The following is a 12949-nucleotide window of genomic DNA, read 5'->3' as shown; positions in this document are numbered from 1 at the left end:
CGTACATGGCGCCGGCATTCGACTCTTCCTCCAGCGTCGTAAGCACGAACCAGACGTCCTGCTGCAGCTTTTCTCGCCGTTCACTCAGCAGCTCCGCGCAGAGAATGACAGCGCTCAGCGGAGCTCAGTCGTCGAGGAAGTGAGCGGCAATACAGTCATGTACCTTGAAGGGCTGACGCCAGTGCTGACTGAGCACGACACGAGTACCAGGCCGAACGCCAAGCTCCTGGAGTTCTGACTTAGTCTTGCGCGTGACGATATAGACATCTTTCCACTGAACATTTCCTGCCAGCACGTCTCTTCCATTCGAAGTTCGACCGCTGTTGTGCATTGAACCGTAGGACAAAACACCCGGCAGGATGTGTTCATCGCCCAGGATATCGACAGGACAGACACCGAAGCTTATCGGTTGCGCGCCACCGAGAGCGAGCACCTCCAGGGTGCCGTTCTCCAGCACATTTTTGACGATCATCGCGATCTCATCGAGGTGGGCCATGACGCGTATGGCTGCCTCGGGGCTACAAGCGCGGCCCCCACGAATCACCCCCACTACATTGCCAGCAGGGTCAATATGGGCCTGCTCACAGAAACGGCTGAGCTCTCGCAGGCAAATGTCTCGCACCTCATCTTCTTGTCCGCCCGGCCCTCGGGCGTTGAGGAGCTCGGTCAGTAATACCTCAGTCTTCAAAACGTTACCTCCATGTTTGCACGCAAACGTGTTCAGGCCAGCTGGATGTACACCGAGTAGCTACCCAATAACACCCAGAACACCAGAAAGATCCAGGGCGTCCGTAGCGAGAACTGCAATGACTTTCGATGCCCTACACGCGAGGTTTCCGCCTCACAGAACAGCGGCGACTCGTCGTAAGCCAACCCCATCAACGGCTCGCTGCGCAGCAGGTGGCTCTGCTTGAGCTGCCAGTGATCGATGATGTTGTACGCCGCCCGGATGCCTGGCCAGGCGTTGAGCGAGCTCAGTACCCCGAGCAAGGCGAGGAACGCGGGCACGATCAGGGTGAACATCTCGCCCCATCCTTTATTGAGGTTTCCCATGGAGGAGACGAAGGCGATGACCAGGAATGACTGCGCCGCCAGGTAGGCATCCGTGCGGTTGGCCAGGATGCTGGTTTCGTACTGGATCTCACGTCGGTAAAAATCCAGACGCTCCTTGGGAGAGCCAAACATCCTGGAATTGTGCTCGCTGATCTCGTGCTCAGGGGTCGCTGGGGTAATGATTCGTGGCACTCGCTACTCCTGGCCTTTGCCTTTGCCTTTGCCTTTGCCTTTGCCTTTGCCTTTGCCTTGATCAAGGGAAGCCAATCCAACGGGCAAAGTTCAGCTCAGTGTCACAGCAGGAGATGGGCGGGCAATAGGTGCGATGAACCAATTACCCCAGGATCGCGTCCACCGCAAAACAAGCGAGTCGATTCTGGAATGGAAAACGATCCTGTACTGGCCGCCCTCGGCTATCTCAAAAACAACAAACTGGTTCTGAGCACAGCAGAATCGTGCACTGCAGGCTGCCTGGTGGCGTTGTTGGCGGCGGTACCGGGTACAGGAGAGGTGCTGGAAAGCGGCTACGTCGTCTACTCCCCCAGCGCCAAAAAACGCCTGCTGGGGGTCAGCGCCGAAACCATCGAGCGATACGGCCTGACCAGCGAAGCAGTAGCTTGGGAAATGGCTTTGGGCGCCTTGAGAGACAGCGATGCCAATGTGGTGATCGCCACCACCGGGGTAGCCGGGCCCGCGCCCGAATCTGGGATACCGCCGGGGACGATGTGCTTTGCGTGGGCTTTCGCCGGCGAGCCAATTGCCGTTTTCACGCGCACTCAACGTTTCTTCGGCGAGCGGTCTGAAGTCATGCGCCAAGGCGCCATGTTCGGGTTGACCCGGCTTTCCCACTATCACCAGCGCTGGTTACGCGGTGAGCGCACCTGAGGGCTGTGATCATGTCGGAAGATGAACTGCTATCCAGGCGTCACCCTGTTCAAGAAGATATGCCGATGCAACAGCGCGTCTGGCGTTTCGAGCGCATCGGGTGGTACGTGCTCGTGGCCATCGTATTGCTTGCCTTGGCAGGCCTGTTCGGTAATGGCCCGTTGAGCGATGCCGAGGTGGTGAGCCAGGATGGCCGGGTACGGGTTGAGTATCAGCGCCTCAGTCGAAGCGGCACGACAGACAGCCTTTTCATCACCGTTCAGGGTACTCCTGGTCAGCCGGTGGAGGTACAACTCGAGGGATCGTTGCTCCGTGACGCCAGTATCGAGACGTTACAACCGGAGCCGCAACGGTCGATGTCGCATGGCCAGGCCATGCTGTTCCAGTTGGGTACTAAGCACGATGGGGTCGCCACCTTGTACCTAACCCTTCGAAGTGAGCACGTGGGCACCCTGAAGGGCAGCGTCAGGGCAGGCACTGAAAGCGCCGTTCACTTCTCCACATTCCTTTACCCCTAGGAGTGCATCATGGATTCGATCCTCCGCGCAGCCGGAATGTACGTCGCCCTCATGCTGCTGTTTCGCGTGGCCGGGCGGCGCTCGCTGGCCGATTTGACGACCTTCGACTTCGTGTTGTTGCTGATCATCGGGGAAGCCACCCAGCAGGCGCTTCTGGGTGACGATTTTTCATTCACCAATGCCATGCTGGTGATTGCCACGCTGATCGTTCTGGACGTCGGCCTTTCACTCGCGAAGCTGAACTCCAGGCCCTTGGCCAGGTTTCTGGATGGGCACGCTACCTTGGTTGTCGAGAATGGGCGCTTTCTGCATCATCGCATGCGTCGGGCACGCCTCACGGAGGACGATATCCTTGAATCAGCGCGGGACAGCCAAGGCATCGAGAACATTGAGCAGGTCAAGTTCGCTATTGTCGAACGCAATGGAAAGATTTCGATCATTCCTGCCGAATAAAGCACGGAGCTGCTCCTCGTAGAGCCATGCCGTTCAGAGTGCCAATATCGCCTGGCTAAGGTCGATGGTAGGGATGAGCATCAGCTTGCGCCGAGATATCAGCCAGGCCATCTGGCTTGCATGCTCAGCTTGCCTTGAAGCACGAGCCATTCGTTGCTGGCTTCGGTTTTAAAGCGAAGGCTCGCAGATCCTTTTAATTCATGCCAAACACTACATAACTCCTCATGGTAAATGCCAGATCCAAGACTGGAATGCACTATGAAAACCACCTGCTCCGTCCTATTTTTTGCTTGGATGGTGTCGCTCGGTGCCGTCGCTCAAGACGCGCCGGAGCGCTCAGATCTCGCTCTGGTTCAGCGGCAGATCACGTCCATCGAACTGTTGGCCGCCCGCGCAAGTACCGCCTCAGCCAGTACCGCTGAGCCCCGCTATCGCTTCGACTACCCGAGGTTCGCAGCGGATCTTCAACGTGTGCGCCAAGGCATCCAAAAATACCTGTCTCCTTCGCGTGCACAGCCAGCCGATCTGGTCGAGCTGACTGGTAGTTACCGTGCTGAAACGCCTCACTCGGGTACCTCCGATGAGCATGACTGACGCCCAACTCAGCGCGTTCTCTGCCGTTGCCGGGTTCACCCCGCAGCTCAGCTCAGTGCTATGGCGTTCATCAGCGCTGGTGCTCGCATTGCTCTGGTGCACCTGGGCCCTGTGGACCGGCTACCGCGGCTGGGCGGCCGGCAACCTGAATTTCGGTGCGCTCGGCGGCAGCACGCTGCGCCTGGCCCTCGCCCTAATCGTGCTGATGTTTTTCATGCTGTCGTAATCAGGAGACCTTTGCCATGAACCTCCCCCGTCATTGTCATCGCCCGCTCGCTCTGCTGCCGGAATCCTGTTCGAAAGCCCTGTTCGGCGGTCTGATGCTGTTGAGTTCGACACTGGCCTGGGCCGACCTGCCGACCATGGAAGCACCGTCTCGCGGTGAGGGCTCGGGCCTGATCGACACCATCAAGAACTACGCCTACGACGGCGGCATCCTACTCGGTCTGTTGATCGCCACCCTCGCCTTCCTGGGCGTGGCCTGGCACTCGCTCACCGTCTACGCCGACGTGCAAAACCAGCGCAAGACCTGGAAGGACCTCGGTGCCGTGGTCGGCGTCGGCGCGCTGTTGGTGGTGGTGATCCTGTGGTTCCTCACCAAAGCCGCGACGATCCTATGAGGTCACCATGTCCGACGCCCCAGCCACTCTGCCTGACGGCACGCTGACCTTCCTCCCGGAGCGCCTCAATCGTGACCCGGCCGTTCTCCGTGGGCTCACCAGCGACGAGATGTGGGTCGCGCTGATCATCGGCGCAGGGCTAGGTGTGATTCTCGGCGCGCCGCTGGCCGTGGCCACCGTCTCCATCGCGACCCTCCCCACCTGCATGTTCATCTGCATGGCGCTGGTGTTGCTGGGCGGCGGCAAGCTGATGCGCCGAGCCAAGCGCGCCCGCCCGGAAACCTGGCTCTACCGACGTCTGCAGTGGCACTTGGCGGTGCACTGGGGCATCGGCACTCATCAGTTGATCCTCCACTCAGGCCCTTGGACCGTCCGCCGCACGCGTCGACATGCGAGGGCCACGCCATGAGCCGCTTTCGCAACAAGGTGGATGCGCAGCAGGCGCATATCTTCAGCCTGCGTCTGGCCGTTTCGATCCTGGCACTGCTGTGCTGCGGGCTTTGGTACGGCTGGCAATCCTCGCCTTCCGAGCTGACCATTCACGTGCCGCCCGATCTGCGCTCTGGCAGTACGCGCAAGTGGTGGGATGTACCCCCGGAAAACATCTACGCCTTCGCTCTGTACATCTTCGGCCAACTCAACCGCTGGCCAACCGACGGTGAGGTCGACTACCACCGTGCCATCTTTGCTCTGCAGCCCTACCTGACACCGGCGTGCAAGACCTTCTTCGACGGTGACTTCGAGTACCGCAAGGCCGCGGGCGAACTCCGCGGCCGGGTGCGCGGCGTATACGAGGTGCTGGGCCGCGGCTACAGCGACGACCCCGACCTGCGGGTGAAGCAGCTGGACAAGCACAGCTGGCTGGTGAAGCTCGACCTCAACGCTGACGAGTATTACGCCGCCGAGCCGGTGAAACGCGTCGTCGTGCGCTACCCGCTGCGTGTGGTGCGCTTCGACGTCGACCCCGAGCACACCCTGGACTGCTACGAAGGCACACCGCAGAAGCTGACGCTGCCTGGAGGTGCGGGATGATGCGTGTCCTGATCATGATGCTGGCGATAGCCGCAGGCTGGTGCTCTGCAGTCGGTGCGGTCGAGGTCAAATACTGGGATCGCCTGCCGCTGGCCGTTCCACTTACGGTGGGCCAGGAGCGCGTCCTGATGCTAGATGAGGATGTTCGCGTCGGGGTGCCGGGCACGATCGCCGGTAAGCTGCGTGTGCAGTCCGTCGGCGGTACGGTGTACCTGCGCGCCGCTGACACCCTTCCCCCTACCCGGTTGCAACTGCAGTCGGTGAAATCAGGCGACATCATCCTGATCGACATCGAGGCGCTCGAGGGCAGCGAGGCACTGGAGCCGGTCAAGATCGTGGCCCAGGCTCAGGCACCGGACGTGGAAGCTGCGAAGGACACGTCACCTGCAGAGACGCCGGTACCGGTGGTGCTCACCCGCTATGCGGCGCAGAACCTTTATGCGCCCCTGCGTACCGTGACACCGCTACCCGGTGTGCGGCGGGTGCCGCTGAGCGACTCCACCGCGCTCAGCACCTTGCTGCCCACCGAACGGGTTTCGATCAAGGCGCTCGCAGCCTGGCGGCTGGGCGACTACTGGGTGACCGCGGTGAAGATCGTGAATCGCGGTCCTGGCAAGGTGGCACTGGACCCGCGCCACCTGCAGGCCACGCTGTACGCCGCAACATTCCAGCACTCGGACTTAGGTCTCACCGGTACGCCTGAAGACACCACCGTGGCGTATCTCGTCACCCATGGCGGCGACCTGAAGCACGCGCTGCTGCTGCCCCCGCCCAAACGGGAGGCTTCCGATCATGAAAGCTAACGGCCTGCTGAAATGGTTTGTGCCTGCGGTCCTGCTGGGCATCGTGCTGATCATCATCAAATCCTGGGTGACCGCCCCGGATGGCCAGCCCACTCACGATCCGGAAAATACCACGCTCAGCGCGGAACAGGCCAAAGCCTTGGGCATCGCCGGCGACACCCCGCGCGACACCATGGCCACGCTGATCGGCCAGGTCAAAGCGATGCGCAGCGAAATGCAGACGCTGAAGAAAGGCAACGATGCGCTGCAGACCGAGAACAACCGGCTGCGCACGCGCGAAGGCAACATCGACACGCGCATCCAGAGCACGCTGAGCAGCGTCACCCAACAGGTCACCGAGCAGCGCCAGCAGGCCAACGATGCTCGGCAGAAGGCTGAGCAGCAGCACCGCGAGACTCAAGGGCTACTCTCCAGGCTCAAGGATCAGCTCACCGGTAAGCCCGCCGCAAAGTCGGAATTTCCTGCGGGATTCGGTCTTGAGCCGGGAGACGAGCAGCAGTTTGCAGGGGCTCAAGCACCGGCAGATGCGGTGCAGTGGATCGAACCATCGAATGCCCGCGCAGGCCAAGAGAACACCGGCAAAGCCGACGGACCGCTGTCGTCGTTGGCCTCGAAGTTCAAGGACCTGCACGCCCTGGACAACAACGCCATAGACCGTGGCCAGGATCGCTTGCGTGCCGTCGCCAAAGGCGAGCGTGATCTGGAGAACGCTCAGGACCGTACCGAAGGCGCCAGGCCCGTCTATACCATCCCCGAGAATTCGACGCTGATGGGCTCGATCGCTATGACCGCGCTGATTGGCCGGGTGCCGGTGGACGGCACAGTAAACGACCCCTATCCGTTCAAGGTGCTGGTGGGGCCGGACAACCTCACCGCTAACGGTATCGAGCTGCCGGACGTAGTTGGCGCGGTCATGAGCGGCACCGCCGCCGGCGACTGGACGTTGTCCTGCGTGCGCGGCCAGGTCGAGTCGATCACCTTCGTCTTCAGCGACGGTACTGTCCGCACGGTGCCGCAGCCGCAGAAGATCGTTAGCCGCAATCGCAGCAGTACTCAAACCTCGGACACCGAGAAGATCCGCGGCGGCCTGGGCTACATCTCCGACCCTTACGGCATTCCCTGCATTTCCGGCGAGCGCCGCTCCAACGCCCAGCAGTATCTGGGCAGCCAGAGTCTGATCACCGCAGCCGGCGCCGGCTTCGCTGCAGCCCTGGGCAGCGAGCAGACCAATACCTCCTTCATCAATTCGGCCAGCGGCAGCCTGGGCCTGTCCCAGAACAGCGGCAACAGCGCGCTGAACTCGGTGATCAGCGGGGGTATTGGCGACATCCGCGAGTGGATCAACAAGCTCTACGGTGAAGCATTCGCCGCCATCTACGTGCCGCCTGGGGCCAGAGTGGCCCTGCATCTGGACCACGAAATCAGCATCGACTACGAACCCAAAGGCCGGAGAGTGAACCATGAAAGCCCATCCGTCTCGGTACTGGATCTGGATTAGCCTGCTGCTCGGCCTGCTCTTGGCCGGCTGCTCCACCAGCAAGGAAGAAATGCTGCCCCACGGCGATCACACCATGCTGGATATCTGGAACGGCGGTGGCTCGGTCGGTACTCAGCAACAGCTGTTGGAGGCACGTGGCGAACTGCGTCGCCCGGTGCTGGATCCCGAGCGCCTGATCAATGACCAAAGCGCCTACACGCGCACGGCGGCCAACGAAATCCGTGCCCAGTTTCCGCGCCTGCCCAACCCAGACTTGGTCATGTACGTGTACCCACACCTGGCCGGTACCCAACAGACGCCGGTGCCAGGCTACTCGACCGTGTTCCCACTGTACGAGAAGGTCCAGTACGCGCTGCCCGGCGAGCGCCTGGACGATCTGTGATGGCCGATGACGCGAGTCGCGAACCACCATGCTGGAAGCCTTGGCGTGCAGTGCAGCGTCGGCGCGCCACGCTGGCCGACGAGGCCGCCCAGTACGCGCACAACCCCAGCTTCACCGACCACATGCCCTGGGTCGAATACCTCGAAGCTGCGCAGTGCTTTCTGCTCGACGACAACCGTTCCGTGGGCGCCGTGTTCGAGCTGCAGCCGATCGGTACCGAGGGTCGCGAGCCCGAATGGCTGATGGCGGCACGCGATGCGCTGGAAGATGCGTTGCAGGACAGCTTCGACGAGTTCGACCAGGCGCCCTGGGTGGTGCAGTTCTTCTGCCAGGACGACAGTGACTTTGCTCCATACCTTGATCGCCTGGAGCGCCATATCGCGCCCCGCGCTCGAGGCACGCCGTTCACCAAGGCCTTTCTCGCGTCGATGCAGCGCCACCTTGAAGCCGTTGGCAAACCGGGCGGGCTGTTCGACGACCACGTGGTGTCTCACCTGCCCTGGCGCGGCAGCAATCGCCGGATTCGCCTGGTGGTCTACCGCTGGCTCGGGGAGCAAGCCGACGAGGATGGGCAGAGCCCGGTACAGCTATTGAGCCGCACCTGCGATCGCCTTGTGGCCTCGCTGCAGGCCTGCGGGGTCAGCCCTCGACGGCTGACCGGGCGCGATTTCTACGCTTGGTTACTGCCTTGGTTCAACCCCGCTCCTGCTCTCACCGGCGAATCCCCCGCCGCGTTCTATCGACGTGTGCCCTACCCGGAAGTGGATGACGGCGAAAATCTGCCGCTGCCGTTCGACCACGATTTCGCCGAGCGGCTGTTCTTCCAAGAGCCGCGCTCCGACAGCGAGCAAGGTCTGTGGTACTTCGATCAGCAGCCACACACCGTGATGGTGGTCGACAAGCTGCGCAGGCCACCGCACATCGGCCAACTGACCGGCGAAACGCGAAAGGGTGAAGCCTTGAACGCCCTGTTTGATCAGTTGCCTGAGCAGGCGGTGATGAGCCTGACCGTGGTGATCACGCCCCAGGATGTGCTCGAGGAGCAGCTCAACCGCCTGACTACCTCAAAGCACACCACACAGTGTTCCACCCTGGTATGAACGAAGACCTTGCCGCAACCTCGATCTGGGGTACGCAGCAGGTCAATTTGTTCGAAGGTGCCATGTATGATGGCGTATTCGGCATGTGGTACGGCAAGGGCCCCGGCGTAGACCGTTGCGGTGATGTTTTCCGCCACGCGAACGCAGCTGGCACATCAAAATTTGGGGGTGTATTGGCCATTGCAGGCGATGACCATGGCGCCCGCTCCTCTTCCCTTCCCCACCAGACCGAGCACATTTTCAAGGCAGTGATGATGCCGGTGTTGGCGCCCTCCGGCGTACAGGAGTACCTCGACTATGGCATGCATGGTTGGGCCATGTCGCGCTACTCAGGCTGCTGGGTCGCCCTCAAGGCTGTGGCGGACACTGTTGAAAGCGCGGCCGTCGTCGATATCGACATTCATCGCGTACAGCCTGTAATCCCGACCATTGCGTTGCCTGAAGGGGGTCTGAACATCCGCTGGCCCGACCCACCACTGGCCCAGGAACAGCGCCTGCTGGAGCATAAGCTGTATGCCGCCCTGGCGTATGCCCGAGCCAACCGCCTCGATCGCATTGTCATGGATTCGCCGAATGCACGAATTGGCATTGTCACTTCGGGAAAGTCCTATCTCGACGTATGCCAGGCCCTGCGCATCCTTGGGATCGACGAAACACAAGCGCAAAAAATCGGTCTGCGCCTTTACAAGGTCGGCATGGTCTGGCCGCTGGAAGCTGAAGGTGTGCGACAGTTCGCCGAAGGTCTGGAAGAGATTGTGGTGGTGGAAGAAAAGCGCCACATGATCGAGTACCAACTCAAGGAAGAGCTCTACAACTGGCGTGAGGACGTACGTCCGCGTATCGTTGGCAAGTTCGACGACAAGGGTGAATGGAGCCTGCCGCACACCGATTGGCTGCTGCCGGCTATAAATGACCTGACGCCGGCGATGATCGCACGAGCCCTGGCCAAGCGAATCCTGCGCCTGCACCCAGGCGGTTCGCTTCAAATGCGCCTAGCCCTTTTGGAAGCGCAGCTGGCGTGCAAAGGCCAGTTCAGCAACCTGATGGAACGCGTGCCGCACTACTGCTCTGGCTGTCCGCACAACAACTCGACCAAGGTGCCGCAAGGTAGCCGCGCGCTGGCCGGTATCGGCTGCCATTACATGGCCGCCTGGATCTACCCGCAAACCCAAACTTTCAGCCAAATGGGTGGCGAAGGTGTGGCCTGGATCGGCCAAGCGCCGTTTACCACCACCCAACACGTCTTCGCCAACTTGGGTGACGGTACTTACTTCCACTCCGGTATTCTCGCTATTCGTGCCGCCATCGCGGCAAAGGCGCAAATTACCTACAAGATTCTCTACAACGATGCCGTTGCCATGACAGGCGGGCAGCCAGTGGACGGCAGCCTCAGCGTGGCACAAATCAGCCGCCAACTGGCTGCAGAGGGCGTTCAGCGCTTAGTGGTGGTCAGTGACGATGTTGAGAAGTACAAGGGCACTGATGATCTGGCCCAAAGTGTCCCGGTAGTACGCCGCGACAAGATGGACGAGGTCCAGGAGCAATTGCGCCAGTTCCAGGGAGTGTCGGCAATCATCTATGACCAGACCTGCGCAGCGGAGAAGCGCAGGCGTCGAAAGCGCGGCAAGTTCCCCGACCCGGCACGTCGAGTGGTGATCAACGAAGCGGTATGTGAAGGCTGTGGCGACTGCAGCAGCAAGTCCAACTGCATGTCGGTGGTGGCGGTGGACACAGAGTACGGCCGCAAGCGCGAGATCGACCAATCTTCGTGCAACAAGGACTTCACTTGCCTGAACGGCTTTTGCCCAAGCTTTGTCACCGTCGAAGGCGGAACGCTGCGCAAGCCACAGGCCCTGGCAGCCAAGGCCGACGATGACTGGGACTTGCCCGCTCCGTCGGTCGTCGCCCTCGAAGAGCCATACAGCATTCTGGTGACCGGTGTGGGCGGCACTGGTGTAGTAACCATAGGTGCCTTACTGGGCATGGCGGCATTTATCGAAGGTAAGGGAACGCTTAACCTCGACATGGCTGGCATGGCACAAAAAGGCGGCGCCGTCTGGTCCCACATTCGCATCGCTGCCCGCCAGGATCAGTTGTTCGCCCCGCGGATCGCCGAAGGTGAAGCAGCCTTGTTGTTGGGTTGCGATCTGGTTGTCAGTGCCAACACCGAAACGTTATCCAAGTTGCGCCAAGGTGTGACGCACGCTCTGGTCAACAGCGAGCAAAGCATTACCAGTGCGTTCGTGCGTACCTTTGCTCTGCAGGCGCAAAGCGGTGATCTGGCCAGCCACCCTGACCCGCAATTCCATACGCAAGGCATGTCAGCGCAAATAGCCGAAACCGTTGGCGCAGCGCGGGCGGACTTTGTCGACGCAAGCAAAATTGCCACGACTCTGATGGGCGATTCAATCGCTACAAATACCTTCATGCTGGGCTATGCCTATCAGAAAGGCTGGTTGCCGGTCGGCGAAGAGGCGCTGGAACAGGCCATCGAGTTGAATGGCACCGCGGTAGCCTTCAACCTGGCAGCCTTCGCCTGGGGCCGACGCAGTGCCCACGATTTGCCACGGGTACTTAGCATTGTGGAAGCCGGCAAAAAGCAAAGCGCCGACCGCATACTTTCGCAAAACCTGGAAGAAATGGTTAAGCGGCGTATGAGCGTCCTGACGCAATATCAGAATAAAGCCTATGCCCAGCGTTACCGGCAACGCGTAGAGCAGTTTATGGAGGCCGAAACTCGGCTGCTGGGCCAGCCGGACGAGCTGTCCAAAAGCGTTGCCCGCCACTACTTCAAGGTCCTGGCAATCAAAGATGAATACGAAGTAGCCCGACTGTTCAGCAACGGCGACTTTCTGACAAAGATCCAGTCAACGTTCGAAGGCAACTACCGCCTGCGTTTCCACCTGGCACCGCCGCTGCTCAACGATAACAGCATTAGCAAAGAACCCAAAAAACGCTGCTACGGGCCTTGGATGCTGCAAGGCTTCAAGCTGCTGGCCAAACTCAAGATACTGCGCAACAGCTGGCTCGATCCGTTCGGCCATACCCATGAGCGCAGGGTCGAGCGTAACTGGTTGCGTAACTATGAAAGCATTCTGGATGAAGTGTTCGCAGGCCTGCGCAGCGACAACCTGCAACTAGCCCGCGAGCTGCTGGAGCTGCCAAACAGCGTGCGCGGTTACGGGCCAGTGAAAGAGCGCTTTCTACATCATGCCCACCAGCGTCAAGCGCTGTTACTGGAGCAATGGCGTAATGGCTCGACTGCACAGTTTCACGACGCCAGCCAAGCCACCGACAAAATTTCTATAATTCAACTCTAAACAGGGACAACAATGAACGAGGAACTGACCCGAAACTATCGCGAAATTCTGCAGGGCATTGGCGAAAACCCGCAGCGCGAGGGCTTGTTGGACACTCCAAGACGCGCCGCTAAAGCCATGCAGTACCTGTGCCATGGCTATCAGCAAAGCCTTGAGCAGATCGTCAACGGCGCACTGTTCGACTCGGACAACGACGAGATGGTCATCGTCCGTGATATCGAATTGTATTCGCTGTGCGAGCACCACCTGTTGCCGTTCATTGGCAAGGCGCACGTTGCCTATATCCCCACAGGCAAAGTGCTGGGGCTGTCGAAAGTGGCGCGTATAGTCGATATGTTTGCTCGCAGACTGCAGATTCAGGAAAACCTGACCCGCCAGGTTGCCGAAGCGATTGCCCAAGTTACCCATGCCGCCGGTGTGGCGGTAGTGATCGAGGCGAAACATATGTGCATGATGATGCGCGGTGTGGAAAAGCAAAACTCGGTAATGAGCACCTCGGTCATGCTCGGATGCATGCGCGACTCGTATAACACTCGCCAAGAGTTCCTACAACTGATTCGTAACCGTTAGCTCTCACTGATTTTGTGGGGAGCGGCGCATGCGCCGCTCCCCACAAAATCAGATTTAGGGATTCTCCGATCAAGTCAGCACAGGCCATCTGACCTGTGCTGAAATAGCCCTCCGTCCAACT

At 60.3% G+C, this 12949-nt stretch carries 14 protein-coding genes and 2 pseudogenes; 14 read left to right on the top strand and 2 right to left on the bottom strand.

The features are described from left to right. Both WF331_RS28775 and WF331_RS28770 read right to left on the bottom strand, forming a co-directional pair. Positions 1-688: pseudogene (locus WF331_RS28775) on the bottom strand (M42 family peptidase); the annotation flags it as partial. 32 nt (positions 689-720) lie between these two features. Then, positions 721-1245 (bottom strand): hypothetical protein, encoded by a 525-nt coding sequence (locus WF331_RS28770; RefSeq protein ID WP_102690236.1) that lies wholly within the window; start codon positions 1243-1245, stop codon positions 721-723. 189 nt (positions 1246-1434) lie between these two features. Here WF331_RS28770 and WF331_RS28765 point away from each other — a divergent pair, with 189 nt between their 5' ends. The 14 genes and pseudogenes from WF331_RS28765 (at position 1435) to folE (ending at position 12828) form a co-directional block, all read left to right on the top strand. Continuing rightward, positions 1435-1938 carry a CinA family protein gene (locus tag WF331_RS28765; RefSeq protein ID WP_340623544.1) on the top strand — a complete coding sequence of 168 codons (504 nt, stop codon included), beginning with the start codon at positions 1435-1437 and terminating at the stop codon, positions 1936-1938. Positions 1939-1949: 11 nt separating this feature from the next. Then, entirely contained in the window at positions 1950-2456 is a 507-nt protein-coding gene (locus WF331_RS28760) for a hypothetical protein (protein ID WP_172455978.1), read from the top strand. Positions 2457-2465: 9 nt separating this feature from the next. Then, on the top strand, positions 2466-2909 hold the full coding sequence (locus WF331_RS28755) for a DUF421 domain-containing protein (protein WP_102690239.1): 444 nt from the start codon (positions 2466-2468) through the stop codon (positions 2907-2909). A 258-nt stretch (positions 2910-3167) separates the two neighbouring features. Next, a complete protein-coding gene (locus tag WF331_RS28750) occupies positions 3168-3503 on the top strand; it encodes an integrative conjugative element protein, RAQPRD family (RefSeq protein WP_172455979.1) in 336 nt (111 codons plus the stop codon). After that, the gene (locus WF331_RS28745) at positions 3490-3729 is read left to right on the top strand and encodes a TIGR03758 family integrating conjugative element protein (RefSeq protein WP_102690241.1); all 240 of its coding nucleotides are present in this window, start codon (positions 3490-3492) and stop codon (positions 3727-3729) included. The genes WF331_RS28750 and WF331_RS28745 overlap by 14 nt, the downstream gene beginning before the upstream one ends. A gap of 16 nt (positions 3730-3745) precedes the next feature. Continuing rightward, a complete protein-coding gene (locus WF331_RS28740; protein ID WP_102690242.1) occupies positions 3746-4123 on the top strand; it encodes a TIGR03745 family integrating conjugative element membrane protein in 378 nt (125 codons plus the stop codon). Between the two features lie 7 nt (positions 4124-4130). Beyond that, complete coding sequence (locus WF331_RS28735; protein WP_102690243.1) at positions 4131-4532, top strand: TIGR03750 family conjugal transfer protein; 402 nt, start codon at positions 4131-4133, stop codon at positions 4530-4532. Then, positions 4529-5155 (top strand): PFL_4703 family integrating conjugative element protein, encoded by a 627-nt coding sequence (locus tag WF331_RS28730; RefSeq protein ID WP_102690244.1) that lies wholly within the window; start codon positions 4529-4531, stop codon positions 5153-5155. The genes WF331_RS28735 and WF331_RS28730 overlap by 4 nt, the downstream gene beginning before the upstream one ends. Next, the gene (locus WF331_RS28725; protein WP_177010227.1) at positions 5152-5958 is read left to right on the top strand and encodes a TIGR03749 family integrating conjugative element protein; all 807 of its coding nucleotides are present in this window, start codon (positions 5152-5154) and stop codon (positions 5956-5958) included. The genes WF331_RS28730 and WF331_RS28725 overlap by 4 nt, the downstream gene beginning before the upstream one ends. Next, on the top strand, positions 5948-7456 hold the full coding sequence (locus WF331_RS28720) for a TIGR03752 family integrating conjugative element protein (protein ID WP_287171202.1): 1509 nt from the start codon (positions 5948-5950) through the stop codon (positions 7454-7456). Before WF331_RS28725 ends, WF331_RS28720 begins: the two co-directional genes overlap by 11 nt. Further along, positions 7419-7838 (top strand): TIGR03751 family conjugal transfer lipoprotein, encoded by a 420-nt coding sequence (locus WF331_RS28715; protein ID WP_102690260.1) that lies wholly within the window; start codon positions 7419-7421, stop codon positions 7836-7838. Before WF331_RS28720 ends, WF331_RS28715 begins: the two co-directional genes overlap by 38 nt. Continuing rightward, positions 7838-8896 (top strand): annotated as a pseudogene (locus WF331_RS28710) (TraC family protein); the annotation flags it as partial. The gene WF331_RS28715 and the pseudogene WF331_RS28710, both read left to right, overlap by 1 nt. A gap of 38 nt (positions 8897-8934) precedes the next feature. Beyond that, positions 8935-12258, top strand: coding sequence for an indolepyruvate ferredoxin oxidoreductase family protein (locus WF331_RS28705; protein ID WP_256596990.1), 3324 nt, complete (start codon positions 8935-8937; stop codon positions 12256-12258). 12 nt (positions 12259-12270) lie between these two features. Continuing rightward, entirely contained in the window at positions 12271-12828 is a 558-nt protein-coding gene (gene folE, locus WF331_RS28700) for a GTP cyclohydrolase I FolE (protein WP_046785888.1), read from the top strand. Positions 12829-12949 lie beyond the last annotated feature (121 nt).

The sequence above is a fragment of the Pseudomonas sp. YNh genome, from assembly GCF_037993085.1.
In the GTDB taxonomy this organism is placed as follows: domain Bacteria; phylum Pseudomonadota; class Gammaproteobacteria; order Pseudomonadales; family Pseudomonadaceae; genus Aquipseudomonas; species Aquipseudomonas putida.
This window is presented reverse-complemented; position numbering and strand designations above follow the sequence as displayed.